Origin of the sequence: Streptomyces sp. MCA2, assembly GCF_023544705.1 — a bacterium.
In the GTDB taxonomy this organism is placed as follows: domain Bacteria; phylum Actinomycetota; class Actinomycetes; order Streptomycetales; family Streptomycetaceae; genus Streptomyces; species Streptomyces decoyicus.
In genome coordinates this window covers 1-25,068 of record NZ_JAMJFM010000022.1, presented here as the reverse complement: position 1 = coordinate 25,068, position 25,068 = coordinate 1, and the positions used below count along the sequence as shown (strand labels likewise).

Sequence of the window (25,068 nt, the reverse complement as noted above, 5' to 3'; positions counted from 1 at the left end):
GTCGTCGTTCCTCACCGTTCGTTGTGGTCGCTGTTGCCGCGGGCGGCGTCTTCGAGTTCGCGCAGGACGTGTTCCTCCACCAGGTCCGCAAGGGCGGCGACCGTGCGGGCGGTCAGCACGTCCCGGGGGGTGAGGGCCACGCCGAAGGTCTCGTTGGTCCGGGAGGCGATGAGCAGGCTGCGCAGCGAGTCGCCGCCCAGGGCGAAGAAGTCGTCCTCGACGCCCACGGTCGTCTCCAGGGCCTGGGCCCACACGTCCGCGAGGAATTCCTCGGTGGGGGTGCGCGGGGCGACGTGCGCGGCGGGCTCGTGCGGGTCCGGGCCGGGCGCGGGCAGGGCGGCGCGGTCGGTCTTGCCGTTCTCGGTGAGCGGGAAGCGCTCCAGGACGACGAAGGCCGAGGGGACCATGTGGCCGGGCAGTGTCCGGGCGGCGTAGGCGCGCAGCTCCGCGCCGGCCGGGACGTCGGTGTCCGGTGCGGCGAGCAGATGGGCCACCAGCCGCGGCGTGCCGGGCTCGTCCTCCCGTACGGTCACCACGGCGTCCCGCACGGCCGGGTGGCTCACCAGGGCCGCCTCGACCTCGCCCGCCTCGATCCGGTGGCCGTACAGCTTCATCTGGTGGTCGGTGCGGCCCAGGTAGTGGAGCTCGCCCCGGGCGTCGCGTCGGACCAGGTCGCCCGTGCGGTACATCCGGTCGCCCGGTGCGCCGTACGGGTCGGCGGTGAACCGGGTGGCCGTCAGTCCCGGGCGGTGGAGATAGCCGCGGGCCAGGGAGGGCCCGCTGATCCACAGTTCGCCCGGGACGCCGTCGGCGACCGGTCGCAGCCGCCCGTCGAGCACATGGACCCCGCTGCCCTGTCGCGGGCGGCCGATGGGGGGCGCCGCGCCGTCGGGCAGGAGCGGTCCCGACCAGGTGGCGACGACCGTGGCCTCGGTGGGCCCATAGGAGTTGATCATCCGGTGGTGCGGGGCCCAGCGGCCGACCAGGTCGGCGCCGCAGGCGTCCGCGCCGACGATGAGCGTGCGCAGGTCCGGCAGCGTCCCCGCGGTGGCCGGCGGCACGGTGGCGAGCGCGGCGGGCGGCAGCAGGGTGTGGGTGATGCGTTCCCCGCGCAGCACCTCGGCCAGGTGCTCGCCGAGCAGTGGTCCGGGCGGCGGCACCACGAGGCGGGCACCGGCCGGCAGGGCCATGCACAGCTCCAGTACCGAGGCGTCGAAGCTGGGGGTGGCGAAGGCCAGTACCCGGTCGCCCGGCCGCACTTGGTAGTGGTCGGCCTCGGCGGCGGCGAAGCCCGCCAGGCCGCGGTGGGTGACGACCACGCCCTTGGGGGTGCCGGTGGAGCCGGACGTGTAGATCACATAGGCCGGGTCGTCGAGGTCGAGCGGGCGGACGCGGTCCCGGTCGGTGGGCCGGTGGCCCGGTGCGGTGTCGTCCTCGGCGGCCAGGAGGTCTCGTACCTCGTCGGCCTCCAGGGTGACGGCCGGGGCGGCGTCGCGCAGCATCAGCGCGATCCGCTCGGCCGGGTACCCGGGGTCCACCGGCAGGTAGGCGGCGCCGGCCTTGGCGGTCGCGAGCTGGGCGACGATCATGTCGGCCGACCTCGGCAGGACCAGGGCGACGACGTCACCGGGGCCCGCGCCCCGGGTGACGAGATGGTGCGCCAGACGGTTGGCCCGTGCCTCCAGTTGCGCGAAGGAGAGCCGGAGGTCCGGTGCGGTCACCGCGGGGGCGTCCGGCCACCGGTCGACGGCCGTCTCGACGAGCGCGGCCAGGGTGGCCGGCGGGACCGTGTCGGCGGGCGGCCGCGCGGTCAGCCGCTCGTGCTCGTCCGGCGGCAGGATGTCGAGCGCGTCCACGCTCGGCGCGCCGCCGGGTGCCGCCAGGGCACCCAGGGTATGCACCAGCTGGGCGGCCAGCGACGCGGCGGTGGACTCCTCGAAGTACCGCGGGTCGTAGCCGAGTTCGACGCTCAGGCGGGTGTCGGGCGAGACCACCACGGTGAGCGGGTAGTTGGTGGCCTCCAGGGCGTGCAGATCACGGACGCTCAGGCCGTGTGCGGTGGCCGCGGTGTCGTTGATCGGGTAGTTCTCGAAGACCACCAGGCTCTCGAACAGCGGTGAGCCGGCGGGCAGTTCGCTCCAGGCGCGCAGCTCGGACAGCGGGACGTGGTCGAAGCCACGGGCGTTGGCCTGCGCGGACTGGAGCCCCCGCAGCCAGTCGGCCGGGGCCGCACCGCCGTCCACGTCGCACCGCACCGGCAGGGTGTTGATGAACAGGCCGGTGATGGAGTCGGCGCCGGTCAGGTCCGCGGGCCGGCCGGAGACCGTCGTGCCGAAGCACACGTCGCGCTGTCCGCTCCAGCGCGACAGCAGCAGGCCCCAGACCCCCTGGACGACCGTGTTGAGGGTGAGGTGGTGGCGCCGGGCGAAGTCCTGGAGTGCGGTGCTCTCCTGCTCGCCGAGCCGCTGCGAGAGCCAGGTGCCGGCACGGGTGGCGGCGCCCGGGGCCGGGCGGCGGTCGTAGGGCAGCGGGGTGGGCGCGGACAGGCCCGCCAGTGCCCGGCGCCAGTGCTCCTCGGCCGGGGCCGTGTCGTGGGCGGCGAGCCAGGCGGCGTAGTCGGCGAACGGCCTGCGGTCCGGCAGCTCGGGGTCGGTGCCCCGGGCGAGCGCCGCATGGCAGGCGAAGACGTCCGAGAGGACCTGGAAGACGCTCCACCCGTCGAGCAGCACATGGTGGAAGGTCCATACGACCCGTACCTCTGCCGGGGAGAGCCGGATGAGGGTGAGCCGCAGCAGCGGCGCCCGGTCCAGGGCGAGCCCGCGGTCCCGGTCGTCGGCGAGCAGCCGCTCCAGTGCGGTGTCGCGCTCGTCCTGCGCCAGGGCGCTCCAGTCGAGTGCGGTGACGGGCAGGGTGACGGCGCGGTGGACGGTCTGGAGGGGCACCGGCACCTCGTGCAGGACCACCGCGCTGCGCAGCACGGGGGTGCGGTCGACGACGTGCTGCCAGGCGGCGGCCAGCAGCCGGGAGTCGCGCACGCCGTCCAGGACGAAGGTGGCCTGCTCGACGTAGAGCCCCTGGTCGGGCTCGTCGAGCCCGTGGAAGACCAGTCCGGTCTGCGTGGGGGTCAGCGGATAGACGTCCGTGACGTCCCGGCCGTCGCCGACGAGCCGGTCGACGGTCTCCTGGTCCAGGCCGGCCAGCGGGAAGTCGGAGGGGGTGCGGCCCCCGGCGTCCGGTTCCGCGCAGTGCCGCACGATCTCCCGCAGCTCGGCGGCCATCTCCTCGGCCAGCTTCGCCACGGTGGTCCGCAGGTGCAGGTTCTTCGAGTACGACCAGGTGAACTCCAGCCGTTTGTCCGTCACCAGCCCGACGACGTCGATCAGGTGCGGCCGGTCGGCCGCCCGGTCCATGTCGCCTTCCAGCGCGCCGTACGGTGCGTGCAGCAGACCGCCGCCCCCGGACGCGCTCCAGTCCTGCTGGCCGAGGTAGTTGAAGGCGATCTGCGGGTCGGCCGGGAGCCCGGTGGCCGCCGGGGTGCGCAGATGGCGCAGCGCACCGTGTCCCAGGCCGTGGCGGGGCAGCGTCCGCAGGCCCTCCTTGGCGGACTTCAGCGCCGTGGCGAGGTCCGCGTGCGGCGGCAGGTCGAGCGCGACCGGGAACATGGTGGTGAACCAGCCGACGGTGCGGGAGAGGTCGACATCGTCGAAGATCTCCTCGCGGCCGTGGCCCTCCAGCCCGATCCGTACCCGGTCGTGCCCGGTCCAGCGGGCCAGCACCCGGCCCAGGGCGCACAGCAGGACGTCGTTGATCCGGGTCCGGTAGACGTCCGGGACGTCCTGGAGCAGCCGTCGGGTCTCCTCGGCCTCCAGGCGGACGGTCACGGTGTCCTCGGAGTCCGCGGAGTTGCGGCCCGTGCGGTCGATGGGCAGGTCCGGATGGCCGTCCGGCCCGCTCCAGTGGGCGAGTTCGTCGTCGAAGCCGCCGGCGGCGGTGTGGTCGTGCAGCCGCTGCGCCCAGGCGCGGAACGAGGTGGTCTTGGGGCCGAGCGCGGCCCGGCCCCCGGCCCGCACGCGCCGGTAGGCGGTGTCGAGGTCCTCCAGGATGATGCGCCAGGACACCGCGTCGACGACCAGGTGGTGGGCCGCCAGTACCAGGACCGGGCGGTCCTGGTCGCCCAGGTGGCACAGCGCGGTCTTCAGCAGCGGCCCGCCGGCCAGGTCGAAACCGGCGCACAGGTCGCGGGTCAGCGCGCGCAGTTCATCCGCGCGCTCCTGCGGCGCCCGGCGGGAGAGGTCGTGCACCTCCAGTGCGGGCGCCGCACCGGGCGCCGCGCCGTACTGGCGCCAGTGGCCGTCGCCGGTGGCCTCGTAGCCCATGCGCAGGGCGTCGTGGTGCTCCAGCACCGCGGCCAGGGCGGCACGCAGCGCGCCCTCGTCGACCTCGGCGGCCAGCTGGAAGGAGAGCGACTGGGTGAAGTGCCCGGGACTGTCCGGCACGTTGTCGAACAGCCAGTGCTGGACGGGGGTGAGCGGCACCTCGCCGACCACCGGGCCCTGTTCGGCGGTGGACACCGCGACCGGCAGTTGCTCGGCGGCCGCGGCCAGCGCGGCGACGGTCTGGTGGACGAACAGATGGCGCGGGGTCAGCGCGAGGCCCGCGCGGCGGGCCGCGGAGACGATCTGGATGCTGAGGATCGAGTCCCCGCCGAGCGCGAAGTAGTTGTCCTCGGCGCCCACCTGGTCGACACGCAGCACGTCGGCCCAGATCCCGGCGAGCACCTTCTCGGTGTCCGTGCGCGGTGGGACGTAACCGGCGGCCGGGGCGGCCCAGTCGGGTGCGGGCAGGGCGCGCCGGTCGAGTTTGCCGGTCGCTCCCAGCGGCAGCCGCTCCAGGGGGACGACGACCGCGGGGACCAGGTGGTCGGGCAGGCTCTGCGCGAGGAAGGCACGCAGCGCGGCGGGATCGGCGCTCGCCGCGCCCCGTGCGACCACATAGCCCACCAGGCGCTTGTGGCCGTCGGTCTCGACGACCCGCGCGGCGGCCTCGGCCACGTCGGGGTGCCGGGCCAGCGCGGCCTCCACCTCACCCAGTTCGATGCGGAAGCCGCGCACCTTGACCTGGTCGTCGGTCCGGCCGAGGTACTCCAGCTGCCCCTCGGCGTCCCAGCGCACGAGGTCGCCGGTGCGGTACATCCGCTCGCCGGCGGGGCCGAACGGGTCCGCCAGGAAGCGCCCGGCGGTCAGTCCGGGCCGCGCGAAGTACCCGCGCGCCACGCCGGTGCCGGCGAGGTAGAGCTCGCCGGGGACCCCGACCGGGACCGGCCGCAGGTACGGGTCGAGGACGTAGGCGCGGGCGCCGGCGACGGGGCTGCCGATCGGCGGGGTGCGGTCCGGGTCCGCGGGGTCGCAGTACCAGGCGGTGGCGTAGACGGTGGCCTCGGTGGGGCCGTAGATGTTGGCGACCCGGCAGCCCGGGACGGCGGCGCGGACCTCGCGGACGGTGCGGGCGGCGAGCCCCTCACCGGCCAGCACCACGGTGTCCGCGGTGACGTGGACGGTGTCCTCGGCGAGGAGCTGGCCCAGGGCCGAGGGGACGGCGCTGAGCAGGCTCGCGGTCCAGGGGGCGGAGCGTTCGGCCAGGGCCAGCAGGTCGCTCACGATCTCGACGCAGCCGCCGGACAGCAGCGGGCTGAAGATCTCGAAGACCGACACATCGAAGTTCAGCGAGGTGGAGGCCACGACGTGGGACAGGCCCCGGCCGCCGAACTCGGCGGCCGCCCAGTCGGCCAGGGACACCACCGAACCGTGGGTCGCCACCACGCCCTTGGGCAGGCCCGTCGATCCCGAGGTGTGGATGACATAGGCGGGGTGGGCGGGCAGCAGCGCACCGGTCCGTTCACCGTCGACGAGGTCGGCGGCGGACTGCGCGGCGAGCCGGTCCGCCCACGCGGGGTCGTCCAGCACGATCCGGGTGGCGGGCCCCGCCGGCAGCCGGCCGGCCAGTTCGGGGGTGGTGAGCACGATGTCCGGTCCGATGTCGTCGAACAGGAACGCGACGCGCTCGGCCGGGTACTTGGGATCGACCGGCAGATAGCCCGCGCCGCTCTTGAGCACGGCCAGCAGGGCCACGATCAGGTCCGCGGTGCGCGGCAGCGCGAGGGCGACGAACCGCTCCGGGCCCGCGCCCGAGGCGATCAGCAGCCGCGCCAGCCGGTTGGCGCGTTCGTTCAGCTCCCGGTAGATGAGGCGCTCGTCCCCGGCCAGCACGGCCGCGGCGTGCGGGGTGCGGCTCGCCTGCTCCTCGAACACCTCGGGCAGGACGCGCCCCGGCTGCGGGGCGTCCGGCCCCCCGAACTCCCGCAGGACGCGGTCGTGTTCCTCCTCGGTGAGCAGCGGCAGGTCCCCCAGCCGGCGGTCCGGATCGGCCGCCATCTCCGTCAGCAGGACGCGCAGGCACGCGCCCAGCCGCTCGACCGTCGTGGCGTCGAAGGCCGCCGGGTCGTAGTCCAGGGCCACGGTGAGGCGTTCGCCGGGGGCGACGATCACGCTCAGCGGGTAGTTGGTCGGCTCCAGGTCGCGTTCCTGCTGGATGCCCAGGCCGTGCCGGGAGAGGGCGTCGCTGTCGAAGGGGTAGTTCTCGAAGACCACGATGCTGTCGAACAGGCTCGTCCCGTGGGGGACTTCGCTCCAGGCCCGGAGGTCGGTCAGGGAGACGAAGTCGAAGCGACGGGACTCCGACTGCGCCGTCTGGAGGGCGCGCAGCCAGTCCAGCAGCGCGCGCTGCCCGTCGACCCGTACCCGGGTGGGCAGGGTGTTGATGAACAGACCGACCATGGACTCCACACCGGGCAGCGCGGCGGGCCGCCCGGAGACGGTGGTGCCGAAGACCACGTCGTCGTTGTTGCTGTAGCGGGACAGCAACAGTCCCCAGGCACCCTGGAGGACGGTGTTCATGGTGAGGCCGGACTGCTGTGCCATCTCCCGCAGCCGCGCGGAGTCCGTCTCGTCCAGCGTGACGCGGACCGAGCCGGAGGACGAGGCGCGGTGGGCCTCCAGGGGCTTGCGGTCCCGCGGGAGTTCGGTGGGCGAGGTGAATCCGGCCAGCGCGGTGCGCCAGTGCTGTTCGGCCTGTGTGGTGTCCTGCTCCGCCAGCCAACGCAGGTAGCCGGCGAAGGGCGGGCGGGAGGGGACCTGGGGGCGGCGGTCGCCGGTGAGCGCCGCGTACCGTTCGCAGACCTCGTCGAAGACCTGGGCCGCGCTCCAGCCGTCGAGCAGGATGTGGTGGAAGGTCCAGACGAGCCGGACCCGGTCGGCGGACAGCCTGATCAGGGCCAGCCGCATCAGCGGGGCGGCGGCGAGGTCGAGACCGGCCGCCCGGTCCTCGGCGAGCAGGGTGGTCAGCGCGCGCTCGGCCGCGTCGGCGCTCCGCCCGGACCAGTCGTGGTGGGTGACGGGCACGGTGGCACGGGGCTGGACGACCTGGAGCGGCTCGGCGGTCTCCTCCCACACCAGCCGGGTGCGGAGCATCGGGTTGGCGTCGGCCGTCTGCTGCCAGGCCGTGGCAAGCGCGACGGGGTCGGTGACGCCGGAGAGCACCAGCTGGACCTGGTTGAAGTAGGTGTGCGAGGCCGGGTCCATCAGGCTGTGGAACAGCATCCCGGCCTGCATCGGGGTCAGCGGGTAGATGTCCTCCACGGCGCGGCCGTCCGCCGCGACCCGGTCCACGGACGCCTGGTCGAGGCGGGCCAGCGGGAAGTCGGAGGGGGTGCGGCCGCCGGCGTCCGGTCCCGCGCAGTGGGCGACGATGTCCTCCAGCGCCGTGAGCATGCCCGTGGCCAGCGCGGTGACGGTCTCCTCGCGGTGCACTCCGCTGCTGTAGTACCAGGTCAGTTCGAGGCATCGCTCCTCGACCCGGCCCACCACGTCCAGCAGGTGCGGCCGGCCGGACTCGGGTGCGGCGGCGCCGTCCAGTCCGCCGCGCACCGCGCGGATCAGCCCGCCGTCGCCCGACCAGTCGAACCGGCCGAGGTAGTTGAAGCTGATCCGGGGCTGGGGCGTGGCGGTGAGTCCGCCGTCGGTGCCGAGGTGCCGCAGCGCCCCGTGGCCGAGACCCCGGCCGGGGACCGCACGCAACTGCTCCTTGACGGACTTGAGCGCCGCGGCCCAGTCGCCGGCCGGCACGTCCAGGGCGACGGGGAACAGGGTGGTGAACCAGCCGACCGTACGGGACAGGTCGACGCCGTCGAAGAGGTGGTCCTCGCGGCCGTGCCCTTCCAGACCGACGGCGACGGTGCGCTGTCCGGTCCAGTCGGCCAGCACCCGGCCGAGCGCCGTGAGCAGCACGTCGTTGATCTGGGTGCGGTAGACGGCGGGCACCTTCTGCAACAGGTCGCCGGTCCGCTGGCGGTCCAGACGGACGGTGACCGAGCGCAGGTCGGCGATGGTGTTGCTCCCGTCGGCGTCGACGGGCAGCGGCGCCGCGCAGTGTGCGGCCACCGCGCTCCAGTGCGCGCTCTCGCCGGCGAACCCGCCGGTCTCGGTGTGCGCGTGCAGCCGCCGGGCCCATTCCTGCACCGAGGTGGTCCGGGCGAGCGGGCTGACCGGCCCGCTGGTGCGCGCCTGCTGGTAGGCGCTCTCCAGGTCCTCCAGCAGCACCCGCCAGGAGACCCCGTCGACCACCAGGTGGTGCACGGTCAGGAACAGCCGCGGCGGGCGGGTCGCGTCACTGGTGAACAGCCGGGCGGCGAGCAGGGGTCCGTCCGCCAGCCGGAAGCCGGCGTGCGCCTCGGCCATGGCGGCCTCGGCCGCGGCCGCGCACTCCTCGTCGTCCCGCCCGCTGAGGTCGTGCACCTCCAGCCGCGGTTCCGTCGCGTCCGGGGCCGGGCAGTGCTGGTGCCAGGTCCCGTCCGCCCGCTGCGCGAAGCGGGCCCGCAGGGCGTCGTGGTGGGTCCACAGGGCGTGCAGGGCACGTTGCAGGGCCTGCGGATCGGGGTCCTCGGCCAGTTCGATGACGACGGACTGGTTGAAGTACCCCGGGCGTTGCGGCCGGGCGTCGAGGAACCAGTGCTGGATCGGGGTGAGGGCGACGTCCCCGGTCACCGGGCCGGTGCCGGCGACGGGTGCGGCGGCACCGGTGGCGGCCGCCAGGGCGGCGACGGTGGGGTGACGGAACAGGTCCCGGGGAGTCAGGGTCAGGCCGGCCCGGCGGGCCCGCGAGACTACCTGGATGCTGAGGATCGAATCGCCGCCCAGCATGAAGAAGTTGTCCTCGACCCCCACCCGGTCGACGCCCAGCAGTGCGCACCAGATCTCCGCGAGGATCCGCTCGGCCTCGGTGCGCGGCGCGAGGTGCTCACCGGACGCGGCGGCCGACCAGTCGGGGGCGGGCAGCCTGCGCCGGTCCACCTTTCCGTTGCGCGTGAGGGGCAGCGCGTCCAGGGTCACGAACGCGGCGGGGAGCATGTAGTCGGGCAGTTCGGCGGCGAGGAAGGCACGCAGATCCTCCGCCTGCGGCACCGTCGCGCCCGGGGCGGGTACGAGGTAGGCGGCCAGGCGCTTGCGGCCGCCGTCCTCGGGGACGGTCAGTACTGCTTCGGCGACCGCGGGGTGGCGGGTGAGCACGGCCTCGATCTCCGCCGGTTCCACGCGGAAGCCCCGGATCTTGATCTGGTCGTCGGCGCGCCCCACGAAGTGGAGTTCGCCGTCGGCGCTCCAGCGCACGATGTCGCCGGTGCGGTACATCCGGGTCCCAGCCGGTCCGAACGGGTCGGCCAGGTAGCGTTCGGCTGTCGCGCCGGGGCGGCCGCCGTAGCCGCGGGCGAGCCCGGCACCGGCGATGTACAGCTCCCCCGGGATGCCCGGCGGCTGGGGCTGCAAGGCGTCGTCCAGGACGTAGACGCGGGTGTTGTCCAGGGGCCGTCCGATGGGCAGGGCCGCGGGCAGCGGGTCACCGGAGCGGAAGATGCGCCGGGTCGCGAAGGTGGTCGTCTCGGTGGGGCCGTAGCCGTCGACCACGGTCAGGCCGGGGCAGGCGTCGAGGACGCGGCGTACCGCGGCACCCGGCACGGCCTCGCCGCCGGTCCACACCTCCCGGGCACCCCGCAGGCACTCGGGGTCCTCCTGGGCCAGCAGGCGGAACAGCCCGGCGGTCAGCCACAGACAGCTGACGCCCTGTTCGGAGACCGCCCGGCGCACCGTGGTGGCGTCCACGTCGGCAGGCGGGGCCAGGACGGCCCGGCCGCCGCGCAGCAGCGGCACCCACAGTTCGTAGGTGGCCGCGTCGAAGGCCTGCGGGGAGTGCACCAGGACCCGGTCGTGTCCGTCGAAGGCGCGGTCGAAGGCGAGCGCCACGACGTCCCGGTGGCGCACCGCGACCCCCTTGGGGCGGCCGGTGGAGCCGGAGGTGAACATCAGGTAGAGCACGTTGTCGGGGTGGAGGACGGGCAGGGGTGCGCCCTCCACGTCGGCGGTGCCGGACGGCGCGGGCGGTGCGCCCTGGTCCGTCACCAGCAGGGTGTGCCCGCCGGGAGCCACCTCGCGGGCGGTCTCCTCCCATGCGCAGTCGGTGAGCACGAGGTCCGCCGTGGTCTCCCCCAGCACCTGCCGCAGCCGCTCCCGCGGGGCGCGGCCGTCCAGCGGGACGTACACACCGCCCGCCTTGACGAGGGCCAGCTGGGCGACGACCAGTGCGGCCGACCGGTCCATGAGGACGCCGACCGGGGACTCCGGACGCACGCCGAGCCCGGTCAGTCTGCGGGCCAACGCATCGGTACGGGCGTCGAGTTCGCGGTAGGTCAGGCAGACACCGTCGGCGTCCAGGGCCGTGGCGTCGGGGGTGCGCCGGGCCTGGGCGGCGAACAGCTCGGCCACCGTGCCCTCGGGCAGTGCGGCGGAGGTGTCGTTCCACTCCTCGACCACCTGGCGCCGGCGTGCCGCGCCGAGCACCGGCAGCCGCGCGGGCGGGCGCCGGTCGTCGGCGGCCATGCCCTCCAGCAGCACCGTGAGGTACTCGCCCATCCGCTCGACGGTGGCGGTGTCGAACAGATCCGGGTCGTAGCCGAGCCGCAGGGCCAGTTCCGGGCCGGGGTAGGCGACCAGGCTGAGCGGATAGTTGGTGGTCTCGATGCCGTCGAGGCCGCTCAGCCGCAGTCCGTGCGCGGCGGCGAGGTCGCCGCCGACGGGGTAGTTCTCGAACACCACGATGCTGTCGAACAGTCCGACCCGCTCGGGCAGGTCGCTGAAGGCCTTCAGCCGGGCGAGCGGTACGAAGTCGAAGCGCCGGTCGTCGGTCTGGATCTCCTGCACCCGGCGCAGCCAGTCCGTCAGGGTGCCGTCGGAGGGGACGGTCAGCCGGGTCGGTACGGTCGCGATGAACAGGCCGTTCATGGCCTCGACGCCGGGCAGTTCCGGCGGCCGTCCGGACACGGTGGTGCCGAAGACGACGTCGGGCCGCCCCGTCTGACGGGCCAGCAGCAGCGCCCAGGCCCCCTGCACCAGGGTGTTCATGGTCAGGCCCGCGCCCTTGGCCAGCTCGTCCAGCCGGCCGGAGGTGCCGGCGGACAGGGTGACGCGCACCGCCTCGGTGGACTCCGCGCGGTGGGTCTCCCTGGGCTCACGGTCGTAGGGCAGTGCGGTGGGCTCGCTCAGCCCGTCGAGCCGGGTTTGCCAGTGCCGTTCGGCCTCGGCCCAGTCGCGGTCTTGCAGCCAGGCCACGTAGTCGCGGAAGGGCCGGCGGCCGGGCAGGCCCGGGTCCGCGGGTGTGGCACCCTCCCCGGCCGCCGCGTCGCGCAGCGCGGCGTGGCACCGGAAGACGTCGGAGAGCACCTGGAACAGGCTCCAGCCGTCCAGCACCAGGTGGTGGAAGGACCACACCACCTGCACCTCGGTGTCGGACAGCCGGGCCAGGACCAGGCGCAGCAGCGGGGCGGTTTCGAGGTCGATCCCGCGCCGGCGGTCGCGGTCGAGCAGTTCCCGCAGCCGGGCCCGGCGCTCGCCGTCCGGCAGGGCGCGCCAGTCCAGGTGGGTGACCGGCACGGTGACACCGCGCTCCACTACCAGCAGCGGCTCGGGCACGTCCTGCCATACGACGCGCCCGCGCAGTACCGGGGTGCGGTCCGTCACCTGTTGCCAGGCCGCGGCCAGGGCCTGCGGATCGGACACACCGTCCAGCACGAAGGTGAGCTGCTGGAAGTAGACGCTCTGGTCGTCCTGGGAGAGCCGGTGGAAGAGCATGCCGGCCTGGGTGGGGGTGAGCGGGTGGATGTCCTCGACGGTGCCGCCGTCGCCGGCCAGCCGGTCCACCGTCGGCTGGTCGAGCGCGGCCAGCGGGAAGTCGGAGGGGGTGCGGCCGCCGGCCCCGGGCCGGGCGCCGTGCCGGGCGATGTCGCCCAGCGCCCGGGCGAATTCCCCGGCCAGCCGGGCGACGGTCTCCTCGTGGTGGAGGTGCGCCGAGTAGAACCAGGTGAATTCCAGCGCGTCGCCGTCCAGCCGGCCGACGACCTCCAGCGCATGCGGCCGCGGCGCCGCGGGGTCGGCGTCGAGCGCCAGCTCACGGTGCGGACCGCGGTAGAGGCAGCCGTCGCCGCCCGGCAGGCCGAACTGGCCGAGGTAGTTGAAGCTGATGCCGGCGGTCGGCAGCTGCGGCAGGCCGTCGGGCCGGGTCAGATACCGCTGGACGCCGTAGCCCAGACCGCGGCGGGGCACGGCACGCAGCTGCTCCTTGACCGACTTCAGCACGGTGCCCCAGTCCGCGTCCCCGGCGACGGCGAGGGCGACCGGGTAGCGGGTCGTGAACCAGCCGACGGTACGGCTCAGGTCCACGTCCGTGAAGAGTTCCTCCCGCCCGTGGCCCTCCAGGTCCACCGGGACCCGGTCGTGTCCGGTCCACTCGTGCAGCACCCGCCCCAGCGCGCTCAGCAGCACGTCATTGACCTGGGTGCGGAAGGCCCCGGGCAGGGTGTGCAGCAGGACGGAGGTGTCCCCCGGGGTGAGGCGCACGGTCACCGAGCGGGCCGACGCATAGGTGTTGGCGCCCGCGAGGTCGGCCGGCAGCGCCGGGTCGCAGGTGCGGGCCAGCGTCGTCCAGTAGTCCGTCTCGTCCTGGAAGCCGCCGGTTTCGGCGTGCCCGGTCAGCCGGCCTGCCCAGTGGCGCAGCGGGGAGGACTTCGGCGGCAGCGCGGCGCCCTCTCCCCCGCGCTGGGCGCGGTAGGCCCGGTCCAGGTCCTCCAGCAGCAGGCGCCACGAGACGCCGTCGACCACCAGGTGGTGGACGGCCAGGTGCAGGACGGGGGGCCGCCCGTCACCCCGGTCGTGGAGCACCGCACGCAGCAGGGGGCCGCGGCGCAGGTCGAACGGGCCATGGTGCGGGGCGTCGTCCTCGGGACCGGTGTGGCGGCCCAGCACGCATCCGGGCGCCTCGCCGTCGATGTGCTGGCGCCACCGGCCGTCGCCGTCCGGCACGAAGCGCGAGCGCAACGCGTCGTGGTGGGCGACCACGTCGTGCAGGGCGGCTTCCAGCGCCGTGGCGTCCAGGCCGTCGGCCAGCTCGACGGACATCGTCTGGCCGAAGTGGCCGGCCCGCTCGGCGTCGCTCTCGAACAGCCAGTGCTGAATGGGCGTCAGCGGCGCCGGGCCGGTGGCCTCCGCCTCGGGGCCCGGGCCCGGGGCCGGCTGCCCGGCGGCGGCCACACACTGCGCGAGGGCGGCGACCGTCTGGTGCCGGTAGACGTCGCGCGAGGTGACGGCCAGACCCGCCTGCCGTGCCTGGGCGACGACCTGGATGCTGAGGATCGAGTCGCCGCCCAGCGAGAAGAAGTTGTCGTCGACGCCGACGCGCTCGACCCGCAGGACATCGGCCCACACGGCGGCGAGCGCCCGTTCGGTGGCGGTGCGCGGCGCCACGTAGTCCGTCGTGCCGTCGGCCGTCCAGTCGGGGGCGGGCAGCCGGGCGCGGTCCAGCTTGCCGTTGGGGTTGAGCGGCATCGCGTCCAGGACGACGACAGAAGCGGGGACCATGTAGTCGGGCACGCTGCGGCCCAGGGCGCGCCGGATCGCGCTCGGGACGAGGTCCGCCCCGGGCGCCGGGACGACATAGCCGATCAGCCGCTTGTGGCCGCCGCTCTCCCGGGTGGCGGCGGCCGCCTGGGCCACCCCCGCACAGCGCAGCAGCGCCTCCTCGACCTCGCCCAGCTCGATGCGGAAGCCCCGCACCTTGACCTGCTGGTCGGCCCGGCCCACGTACTCCAGCTCACCGTCGGAGGTCCACCGCACCAGGTCGCCGGTGCGGTACATCCGGCTGCCGGGTCCGGCGAAGGGGTCGGCGAGGAACCGGGCGGCGGTCAGCCCGGGACGCCTGAGGTACCCCCGGGCCAGGCCCCCTCCCCCGAGGTACAACTCACCCGTCACCCCCGGGGGTTGCGGCCGCAGCATGCTGTCCAGGACGTAGCAGCGGGTCCGGGCGACGGGGCGTCCGATGGGCGGGGCCTGCTCGGGCGTGCCGTCGCCGGCGAACCATGCCGTGGCGTACACCGTGGCCTCGGTCGGGCCGTAGATGTTGGCGACCTGGGAGGACGGCATCGTCTCCCGGATCTCCCGTACGGTCTGCGCGGGCAGCGCCTCGCCCGCCAGGACCACCGTGTCGGCCGTGACGGTGCCGGCCCCCCGGGTGAGCATCCGGGAGATCACCGACGGCACCCCGCTGATGAGCCCGGCCTGCCGCGGCGCGTCGTCCGGCCGGTCGGCGAGGGCCGGCAGATCGGCCACCACTTCGATGCTGCCGCCGGACAGCAGGGGGCAGAGGAGTTCGAAGACGGACACATCGAAGTTGAGCGAGGTGGAGGCCACCACATGGGTCAGCCGCTGCCGGCCGAACTGTGCTCCCGCCCAGACCGCCAGGTCGGCCACGCTGCGGTGGGTGACCACCACGCCCTTGGGGCGGCCGGTCGAGCCGGAGGTGTAGATGACGTAGGCGGGGTGGCCCGGATCCAGCGGCCGGACCCGTTCGGCATCGGTGAGGTCGTCCTCCGCGTGCCCGGCCAGCCGGTCCGCGGTCTCCGGGTCGTCCAAAACCAGCCGCTCGGTGCCCTCGGGCAGGCAGCCGGCCGTGTCCCGGGTGGTCAGGACGAGGGCCGGAGCGGCGTCGGCGAGCATGAAGCGGATGCGCTCGGCCGGGTAGCCGGGGTCCACCGGCAGATATCCGGCACCCGCCTTGAGCACCGCCCAGAGGACGGCGACCAGGTCTGCCGAGCGCGGCAGGGCCAGCGCCACCAGGGTCTCGGCGCCCACTCCACGGGCGGCCAGCAGCCGGGCGAGGCGGTTGGCGCGCCGGTTCACCTCGTCGTAGGTGAGCTGGGTGTCCCCGCAGACGACGGCGGTCCGGCCGGGGGTGCGGGCGGTCTGCGCCTCCAGGAGTTCGGGCAGCGTGGTGTCCGGGCCCTCCTGCTGCGGGGCGTTCCAGGCGTCGAGCATGGTGCGCCGCTCGTCGTCCGTCAGCAGCGGCAGTTCGGCCACCCTCCGGTGCGGTCCGTCCGCCATGCCCGCCAGCAGGAGGTGCAGCTGACGGCTCATCCGGGCCACGGTCGGGGCGTCGAACAGGTCGGTGTTGTACTCGACGGTCAGCCCGAAGGACCCGTCGCCGCGCGGCAGGAATTCCAGCACGAGGTCGAACCGTGCGGCCGGGCGCGGCAGCGGGTGCTCCTCGATCCGTACGCCGCCGGCCTCCCGCGGGTGCACCATCGCGGTCTGCTGGACGACGAGGACCTGCACCAGCGGGGTGCGGCTGGGGTCCCGCTGCGGTGCCAGCTCCTCGACGACCCGGTCGAACGGCACGCTGTCGTGACTGAAGGCGTCCAGCAGCGTCGCCCGCATGGTGTCCAGGAACCGGTCGACGGTGGCGGCGGGGTCGACGTCGCTGCGCAGCACCAGGGTGTTGACGAAGAAGCCGGTCACCTCCTCCAGTTCGCGCCGGCTGCGTCCGTTGGTGACGGTGCCGAACACGATGTCGCGCTGGCCGCTGTAGCGGGAGAACAGCACCGAGGCCGCCCCGGCGAACAGGGTGAAGACGGTCGTGCCCTTGGACCGGGCGAGTCTGCCGAGGCGTTCGGCCAGGTCCGCCGGCAGCTCGTGGCGGTGTGCCGCGCCGGAGGTGGTGCGCACCGGCGGCCGGGGCCGGTCCGTGGGCAGGTCCAGCTGCGGTATCCCGCTCAGATGCCGCTTCCAGTACGCCAGGTCGTCGGCGTGCTGGGCGGGGGTGGGGTGCTCGCGCTCCCACACGGCGAAGTCGGGGTATTGCAGGATCGGTTCGCCGAGGCCGTCCGGGCTCCCGTCCGCCTCGGAGGCGTACAGCGCGGCCAGTTCACGGACCAGCACACCGACCGACCAGCCGTCGGTGACGATGTGGTGCTGGGCCAGGAGCAGCAGGTGCGCGTCGTCGGCGAGCCGGAGCAGCAGGGCCCGCGTGAGGGGCCCCTCGCTCAGGTCGTAGGGGGTCTCCAGCTCCTCGGCGAGCAGCCGCTCGGCCTCCGCGTCGCGGCCGTCGGCCGGGAGGGCGCTGAGGTCGGCGGTGCGCAACGGCAGCGAGGCGGTGCCGTCGACCCGTTGCACGCCCTGTCCGTCCACCGTGGTGAAGGTGGTGCGCAGCGCGTCGTGGCGCGCCGCGAGCCGGTCCAGGGCGCGGCCCAGCGCACCGGCATCCAGCGGGCCGCCCAGCCGCACCCCGACCCCGGTGTTGTACTCGGTGCCGCCGGCCGTCAAGTCGTCGAGGAACCACAGTCGTTGCTGGGCGCCGGACAGCGGCAGCGGACGGTCGCGCGGGACCGGGGTGACCGGTGTCGCCGGGTCCGCGGCGGCCGGGTCGCCCAGCAGCGGCACCAGCGCGGCGATGGTCCGGGCGGTGAACAGATCACGCACGGACAGCCGGTCGCCGAGTACCTCCCGGATGCGGGACAGCACCCGTACGGCCAGGACGGAGTCGCCGCCGAGCTCGAAGAAGTCGTCCCCGGTGCCGATGCCGCGGACCGACAGGACATCGGACCAGATGTCGGCGAGGGCCCGCTCGGCGGGTGTCCGGGGTGCCACGTGACCCGCGTCGGGGACACGGGCCGGGCCGGGCGCGGGGAGGGCACGCCGGTCGATCTTGTGGTGCGCGGTCAGCGGGAACGCGTCGAGGACGACGACGGCGGACGGCACCATATGGACCGGCAGACTGCGCGAGACCGCGGCGCGCAGCTCCGCGGGCTGCGGAACCCGGAGGGGGTCGCCCGGCGTCACATAGCCGACGAGCCGCTGCCGCCCGGGCTCGTCCTCGCGCACGATGACCACTGCTTCGCCGACGCGCGGGTGGCGGGTCAACGCCGCCTCGATCTCCCCGAGTTCGATGCGGAAGCCGCGTACCTTGACCTGCCGGTCGGTGCGTCCGAGGAATTCCAGCTCGCCGCCCGCGGTCCGGCGCGCCAGGTCTCCGGTGCGGTAGAGCCTGGTGCCGGGCGGCCCGTACGGGTCGGCCACGAAACGCGCGGCGGTCAGGCCGGGGCGGCCGAGGTAGCCGCGTGCCACCCCGCTACCACCCACGTACAGCTCACCGCTGCTTCCCGCCGGCACCGGCCGCATCGCCGCGTCCAGCACATGGACCCGGACATGCGGCAGCGGCCCGCCGATCGACGGGGTGCCGCCGCCGACGGCCAGCGGTCCGGTCCAGGACGCCACCACCGTGGCCTCGGTGGGACCGTAGGAGTTGATCATCCGGCGCCCCGCGGCCCAGCGGTCGACCAGCTCGGCCGGGCAGGCTTCGGCTCCCACGATCAGGGTCCGCAGCTCGGGCAGGCCGTTGCCGTCCGACGGGGCGGGCACGGTCGCGAGCGCGGCCGGCGGGATGAGCGCGTGGGTGATGCGGTGGTCCCGCAGGACGGCCGCGAGTTCGTCCCCCAGCCACGGCCCCTTGGGCGGCACGACGAGGGTCGCGCCGGACAGCAGGGAGATGCACAACTCCAGGACGGAGGCGTCGAAGCTCGGGGACGAGAACTGGAGGACGCGGTCGCCCGGCGTGACGTCGTACTGCGCGGCGGCCGCCGCGGCGAAGTCGCCCAGACCGGTGTGGGGCACCGTCACCCCCTTGGGGGTTCCGGTGGATCCCGAGGTGTAGATGACGTAGGCGGGGTGCTCGGCGTGGAGCGGCGCGAGCCGGTCGCCGTCCTGCGGAGCGTGGTCCGGCCCCGTTGCGGGCCGGGTCTGCGCCGGGTCGTCGATGACCGCGGCCGGCGCGGCGTCGGACAGCATCAGGGTGCGGCGCTCGGCGGGGTAGTCCGGGTCGACCAGCAGGAACGCACCGCCCGCCTTGGCCACGGCGAGTTCCGCGACGACGAGTTCCACCGAGCGGGGCAGTACCACCGCCACCGTCCGCTCCGGCCCCACCCCGCGTCCGATGAGGTCGTGCGCGAGGCGGTTGGCCAGGGCGTCGAGCTCACGGTAGGACCAGGTCCGCCGGCCGTCCGTCACCGCGGGGGCATCCGGCGTGCGGGCCGCCCACGCGGCGAAGAGGTCACCGAGCGATGACCCGGGCACCGGACGGACCCGGCCGCCCTCAGGGACCGGGGGAACGGTCCGGGCCTGCGGCGATGCGGGCTCCGGGGCTGAACTCTCGTGCTGGTCCGTCATGGAGGTCGGTCCTTCTCAGCGGGGACGGGGCGTGCATGCGGCAGGGCATCGGGCAGCCCGACGGAGCGGTGCCGGGCGGTACTGGCCGGAGCAATCGGGCGATCCGGGTGCGAAGGAGCGGGGAGACGCACCAAGTTCGTCCGCGGCGGGCCCGATTCAGGCGGTGGCGGTACGGCGTGCCGTGCGACCGGAGATCTGGAGGCGGTCGATGGCGCCGCTGTCCGGATCACGCACGAAGCGTCCGCCGGGAACCCGGCGGCCCGACGCGGGATCCACCAGGTCACAGGTCAGATCCGCGTAACAGACCAGGGGCGCGGGGGTGTCGCCGTTCACGGTCAGCGCCAGGGAGCCTTCCGCGTCCGTCATGACCTGGTACTCGACCGTTCCGTTGTGGTACGTCCCGGCGCACTGGGGAAGTGCGACGGCGCGGCCGCGGTCGAGCGGGCGCGCGGCCGACGGGACCTGCACCCCGGTGATCAGGGCGATGTCCTCGGCCAGTTCGTGCCACAGGTCGGTGCCGTTGTTGGCATTGCTGGTGAAGGCGACCACCGCGCCGCTGTCCGGTTCGGCCCGCAGATGGCAGGAGGTGCCCTGGGCGTTGCCGTCATGGCCGCACCACTGCTGGGTGCCCTGCTGGAAGAGCGCGAGGCCCAGGCCCCAGGCGTCCGCCAGCACGCCCGGAGCGGCACCCGGTACGGGGCGCCGCATCTCCTCGGCGTCCTCGGGCGTCAGCACCGCGCGGGGGCCGTGTCCGATCACGGCGCGGCCCAGCGCGACCAGGTCGAGCGCGCTCGCCAGCAGGGCACCCGCCGGGGCCTCCACCGGCGCCAGGGTCTGCTGCACCGGGCGCACGCGTCCGGCGGTCGCGTTCACGGAGTGGCCACGGGCCACCGGACGCGTCGGCGCGGCATCGCCGAGGAAGGAGGGCACGGTCCCCAGGGGTTCCAGGACCAGCGCGCGGACGGCTTCCTGCCAGGACATGCCCGTCACCGCTTCGATCAGCCGGCCGGCAGCGACGTATCCGGCATTGGAGTAGGAGAAACCGGTGCCCGGTGCGCACACCGCGTCCCGGCCGGAGCAGTGCGCGGACAGATAGCGGGCGGGGGTCAGCGCCGCCGCGTCGTCGGAGTCGGGCCCGGTCGGCAGACCCCCGGTGTGGCTGAGCAGCTGCCGTACGGTGAGGTGGGGTGCCCGCCGCAGCTCCGGCACATGCGTGCCGACGAGATCGGTCAGCGCGAGGTCTCCGTCGGCGGCCAGGAGCATGACGATCGCGGCCGTGTAGGGCTTGGTGACGGAGCCCAGCGGCACCGCCGTGTCCGCGGTGAGCCTCTCGCCCGTGGCGACGTCCGCCTCGCCCGTCTGGACCGTGTACGTCACCGAGTCGACCTGCACGGCGAGTTGGGCCCCCGGCACCTGGTGGGCACGCGCGAGCGTGTCCAGGCGTTCTTGTAAGAGGCGACGTATGTGTGTCGGCTGCCGGCTCGCGACCGGTGCGCTCGAAGCATGCGGCATGAGAAAGGAACTCCCGGAACTCGAAACACGGGGGAATGACACGCTGCCTGCCGTGAAACCAACGCGCTCACGGCGTGGGCGAACCAGCCCCTGGGCCTGATCGCCGAGGGCACTCGGCGACCGATCTCCTCACGCGCGCCCGGCCCGTGCAGCCGGGCGCGCCCTCCTGTGCGAACGGCGCTATGCCCTCCGCACCTCCAACGGCAGACGGCGCGCGCTGACGATGACGGCCGGGTTCTGGAACTCGACCTCGCGGCGGTTCGGGACGGTGATGCAGGAGAAGCGGTCCAGCAGTTGGCGCAGCGCGATGCGCGCCTCCAGCCTGGCCAGGGGGGCACCGAAGCAGAAGTGGATGCCGTGGCCGAAGGTCAGATGCGGGTTGGGATTGCGCCTCACCTGGAACGTGCCGGGATCGGCGAACCGTGCCGGGTCGCGGTTGGCGGAGGCCAGGTTGGCCATCAGGATGGAGTCGGCGGGCAGGGTCCTGCCGCCGAGTTCGACCTCACGGGTGGTGCGGCGCCCCAGCTCGGGGAAGGGCGGCAGCCAGCGCAGCACTTCCTCGATGGCGTCCGGCAGCCTGCCCGGGTCCGCGCGCACCAGGGCGGCGGCCTCGGGGTACTGGTCGAAGCTGAGCACGGCGTTGCCCAGCAGGGCGGTGGTGGTGATGTGCCCGGCGACCAGCAGCAGGGCCACGAACCCGACGATCTCCTGGTCCGCCATGCCCACCCCGTCCACTTCGGCCTCCAGCAGCTTGCTGGTCAGGCCCTCCCCGGGATGTTTCCGGTGGTGACGGATGTGTTCGAGGATGTAGCCGTTCATCTCGCGCACGGTGGGCGCGATGGCCTCCAGCGCGCGCTCGACATCGCTCATGTCCAGCGCGTCGCCTATCTCGTCCCCGCCGAAGAGGGTGGCCGCCCACTCCTGGAACAGCCCGCGGTCGCTCGCCGGCACCCCGAGCAGCTCGGCTATCACGAGGATGGGCAGCGGATAGGCCAGCGCGTCCACCACGTCGAACCGGTCGCGGTCCTCGACGGCGTCGAGCAGTTCCGCGGTGATGGCGTGGATCCTGGGTTCGAGTCCGGCGACGACGCGGGGGGTGAACGCCTGACTGACGAGAGTGCGCAGCTTGCGGTGCTCCGGCGGGTCCATGCCGACGAAGTTGCCCTGGCGGAAGGTCTCGAAGTCCGGCTGGGTGGGGGTCAGCCCGGAGAAGTCCGAGGAGTAGGTCGCCGGGTCGGCGAGCACGGCGGCGACGCTCCGGTGGTCCAGCACCTGCCAGAGGTTCTGCCGCTCGTCATGGCGTACGGGGGCGGCCTGGCTCAAGGCGCTCCACCGGCCGACCAGATCGTCGAAGGCGAAAGGTGCCTCTTTCAGTTCGTTGCTGGTCACCGGTACTCCCTGAAGTGCGGGTCCGGGAGGGCTCGTTCCTCCCCGGCAGTTAAGGCGCTGGACTGGTTGGCGGCCATACCCCTCGAAAAGCGGATCGCCGTGTGACGCAACAGGTTTACTATCACAGCCCTTTCATGACCTTGACGGCCTTCTGATTAATTTTGTACTTCCTGTGCGCGAATTGACGAAGCCAGGTTTGAGCGCACGGCTGTCACGATGCCGGTGCGGTATCTCCAAAAGGGCATCAAGAGTCCCCGACGACACGACCGCTCATGAAGAAAAGCGAACGTGAACACCGGTTAAAGGCATGCCGATATGGTCAACCGCCGGACCCCGCAACGAACGACAGCACAGGCTCCTGAATCCGGGTTTTGTCGGCGCGAGCACGGCGGCGCCGGCCATCACTGGACAGTGATCGGCGTCGACGGCTCCGGGATACCACGGCGCGGGCGGTCAGCGGCGACAGCAACAAATAAGCAGCCGTGACGGCCGGCCGGAACACCACCGCGAGCGGAACGTCGGCTCATTACGGACAGAGCCGGGCGCGGAATTCCGCATACCGAGACCCTTCCTCACCCTGGGCGCAGGCCGCTGAGAGCATGCCGACGGACCCGCCTCACGAATCGATGAAAAAGCCCGCAGAACCCCTCCCCGGCCATTCACCGTTGCACGGACATACGGCAGCGGAGCCGCCGTTGACCATCTCGTTACCACACATCCCCCACTGAAAACCCCCTCGCACATGGCACGCGTCAGGCACCCCGCGCAAGTAAAAGGGTGGCGATCCGCACACGAGCCACCGGCACCCAAAAGGGAACGAGAGAAACGTAAACATTACCGGTAGGTACAGTTTGCTGTTGTCAGCGAGCCGGACCCCCGAGCGCTTTCACGCCAGTCCAGCTTGACCGACAGTCTTCACTCCCCGTCATATAATAGCAACCCCCCGCAGTCTGACTGAGAGTGATTTTTAAACCCATTTGCCTTCGCCGGCCAGCGGCCGTTGTTACTCCTGAGGCAAGCGAGTTCGACTATCCGTTCGAACTGAACGCGGGGAGAGGAGCATTGGGTACTTCCTGGAGAGCGGAACAGCTCTCCAAGGGCAGCACCCGCCATCCCCGCCGCACGATGATGCCACCACCGCTTTCAGCAAGAAGCAGACCTTGGCAAACCACTGCGGGGAGAGCAAGCCCTCAAGAGCAGATCCGGGCCAGGACCACGGCCGGCGCCGTGAACTCGAAGACGTTCACCGGGCCGACGGCCCGCATCGAGGCCGAGCAGGCCAGACCGTTGCCACGGCGCCCATGGGCCATCGTGGCCGGCATCCACGGTTACTCGTCGGCCAGGGCATCCCCTCCCCCATGGCCGACTTTCGACGGTCGCTTAATTGGCTGGAATCCATGCCTTGCGGCCGAGGCGGATGCCCGGGTAATTGCCCTGCCGCTTACGCAGAAAGAGAGGCCGAATTACTTGCCGGCGCGCAAGCAACTGGGCGACGAGGCACCGGACATGCCCGCATCATGCGCAACCCGGCTGCCGGCCACCCGAGTTGGCCTGCCGCTCGCCGAGTCACGTGCACGACGACGGCGGCGGCGTGCGGGGCGCCCGGCACGAGCGGGACAGCTGCCGAATCGAGGGCCCCGCGCCACGGTCTCGCCGTCGAGCGCCGCAGGGCACAGCGACGCGCATGCACCGCCCGCACGCCCCGTCGTCACTCCCGGTGTGCCGGTCGGAGGACATGCCGACGGTTACGATTTGGCGACGGGTTGTGGGACAGTGAGGTGACGGAACAGCCTGGTTCGGCTCGTGAGCCTCACTCGCGCGGCACTCCGCGAGGCGGGATGTGGCCCCCGGCAGCTACCTGCCGTGGCGGCCCGTGAACTCCGGACCACACGCGGCGCCCGCCGTGTGCCCGCAGTGTTCGGCTGCTCGAGGCTGCCACCCCAAACCTTTGAGGGCGTTATTCCTTTCAGCATCAGCACCCAGTATCTGGATGACACCGTACTGCTCATGGCCTGCGGTGAGATCGACCGCGCCGCCGATCCCGCATGCGACCGCGCCCTCGCCTCACTGCCCGCGACGCTGTCCAGTGTGGTCCTGGACATGCAGCAGGTGCCGTTCATGGACGTGACGGGCCTGCACTTCCTGTGCGGTCTGCACCAGCACACCACCCGCCATCGCACCCGCCTGCACACCCGCGGCTGGCAGGCGCAACCGCGGTACGTCCTGGATTCGGCCCTGCACCTCGACTTGCAGGGCGCGGACCTGAACACCGTGGTGCGCGCGGCTCTCGACCGGCATTAGGGCCTGTCGTCCCCTGTGGGGCTGTTGAGCAGCCCGCGGACGTGGGCTGCGGGCCAGGCCGGCGAGCGCCGGGGGCGATACGGGCCGGGGCGCTGCCGCGAGGTGACCGCCGCCGCGGCCCGCCCCGGCCCGCTCCTCCCCTACCCGAGTAACAGACCGTCACGCATGGGGACTTGCGAGCCGAGACCCTCAACACGCCCTGATCTGCTGCCCCGTGAGTATTTCTACTCCCAAGTCGGTTTTGCCGAGGGCTACTTCAGCGGGCAAACGGGTACTTGCGTACCCGATCACGGCCTCGGCCTCGATCGAGGCCACCGGTAACAAGCCACCGCGCTCGGCGTCCACCCGCGCCAGGAGTAGCACCGCGATCGCGCCGATGGTCCAGGAAATGCAGCGCTGCCGGACCCGCAACGAGCTGTTGACTGAATAGCGGTCTTCCTTGGCGAGGCGCCGCGGGCCACGACGAAGCAATGCCCCCCATCCGGAATTCGATGCGCTATGCATATATGAGGGAGAAGACGTCACCGCCGGGCCGCCCGTGGGCAACCGGCGGCGGACGGCGAAGACCGCATCGCGGCAGAACTGGCAGACCGGATTCCGCCCGCCTCTGCTCCCCCCTGTCCCGAGAGTCGACTTTCCCCTCACACCACCCATAAAGCTGATCTTGCGGCCTTCTCAAGTGGTGCGCCGTGACAAGACAGCCGAGTGCGGGTCATATGTCGCTACTACTGCGATTCAGGAGGCCGGCGCTGTGTCGTCCTTCGCGGTAGGCCGAAAGGAACATGCCCCATGCGCACTGCCCGCACCCTGTTCGCCTCAGCCGTCATCACCGCGGTTTTCGCGGTGACGGCTCCCACCGCGACCGCCGCGCCCACGGTCGAGGACAGCGCCACGGTCAGCGCGACCTCGGCACACGGCGACGGCGACGACCATCACCGGAGGGGCGACCGTGACCGTGACCGCGACCACCACAGGTACGGCCACCACAGGCACCACCACTGCAAGCACGGCCACCACAGGCACCACCACTGCAAGCACGGCCACCACAGGCACCACCACTGCAAGCACGGCCACCACAGGCACCACCACCGCCACCACCGTCCGGTCGGCGGTATGCACACCGGGGGCGGGGCCATGCGCTAGGACCGGGATCTGACACCAGGGCCGAACCGCCCCGCCTGACGGCAGGGGCCGGCATCGGCTCAATCGGCTCTCCACC

At 73.1% G+C, this 25,068-nt stretch carries 7 protein-coding genes; 2 read left to right on the top strand and 5 right to left on the bottom strand.

What is annotated here, in order from left to right; genetic code table 11:
- Window positions 1-11: 11 nt before the first annotated feature.
- The 4 genes from M8I34_RS19575 to M8I34_RS41340 form a co-directional block, all read right to left on the bottom strand.
- A complete protein-coding gene (locus M8I34_RS19575) occupies window positions 12-18,647 on the bottom strand; it encodes a non-ribosomal peptide synthetase (RefSeq protein WP_250050722.1) in 18,636 nt (6,211 codons plus the stop codon).
- Window positions 18,648-18,803: 156 nt separating this feature from the next.
- Window positions 18,804-20,159 (bottom strand): serine hydrolase, encoded by a 1,356-nt coding sequence (locus M8I34_RS19570; protein ID WP_250050721.1) that lies wholly within the window; start codon window positions 20,157-20,159, stop codon window positions 18,804-18,806.
- 180 nt (window positions 20,160-20,339) lie between these two features.
- On the bottom strand, window positions 20,340-21,548 hold the full coding sequence (locus tag M8I34_RS19565) for a cytochrome P450 (protein WP_250050720.1): 1,209 nt from the start codon (window positions 21,546-21,548) through the stop codon (window positions 20,340-20,342).
- A gap of 1,190 nt (window positions 21,549-22,738) precedes the next feature.
- Window positions 22,739-22,870 (bottom strand): hypothetical protein, encoded by a 132-nt coding sequence (locus M8I34_RS41340; protein WP_284050535.1) that lies wholly within the window; start codon window positions 22,868-22,870, stop codon window positions 22,739-22,741.
- Between the two features lie 481 nt (window positions 22,871-23,351).
- Here M8I34_RS41340 and M8I34_RS41930 point away from each other — a divergent pair, with 481 nt between their 5' ends.
- On the top strand, window positions 23,352-23,849 hold the full coding sequence (locus M8I34_RS41930; protein ID WP_329180008.1) for an STAS domain-containing protein: 498 nt from the start codon (window positions 23,352-23,354) through the stop codon (window positions 23,847-23,849).
- Window positions 23,850-24,038: 189 nt separating this feature from the next.
- On the opposite strand, the gene M8I34_RS19555 is transcribed toward M8I34_RS41930, so the two are convergent.
- Window positions 24,039-24,353 (bottom strand): hypothetical protein, encoded by a 315-nt coding sequence (locus M8I34_RS19555; protein WP_250050719.1) that lies wholly within the window; start codon window positions 24,351-24,353, stop codon window positions 24,039-24,041.
- A gap of 285 nt (window positions 24,354-24,638) precedes the next feature.
- Between M8I34_RS19555 and M8I34_RS19550 the strand changes: the two genes are divergently transcribed.
- Entirely contained in the window at window positions 24,639-24,992 is a 354-nt protein-coding gene (locus M8I34_RS19550; protein WP_250050718.1) for a hypothetical protein, read from the top strand.
- Window positions 24,993-25,068: the final 76 nt, after the last annotated feature.

Bases quoted from the DNA above. Each gene is read 5' to 3' on its own strand.
- M8I34_RS19575 (WP_250050722.1), bottom strand. From the start codon at position 18,647: ATGACGGACCAGCACGAGAGTTCAGCCCCGGAGCCCGCATCGCCGCAG.
- M8I34_RS19550 (WP_250050718.1), top strand. From the start codon at position 24,639: ATGCGCACTGCCCGCACCCTGTTCGCCTCAGCCGTCATCACCGCGGTT.
- M8I34_RS19555 (WP_250050719.1), bottom strand. From the start codon at position 24,353: ATGCATAGCGCATCGAATTCCGGATGGGGGGCATTGCTTCGTCGTGGC.
- M8I34_RS19570 (WP_250050721.1), bottom strand. From the start codon at position 20,159: ATGCCGCATGCTTCGAGCGCACCGGTCGCGAGCCGGCAGCCGACACAC.
- M8I34_RS41340 (WP_284050535.1), bottom strand. From the start codon at position 22,870: ATGCCGGCCACGATGGCCCATGGGCGCCGTGGCAACGGTCTGGCCTGC.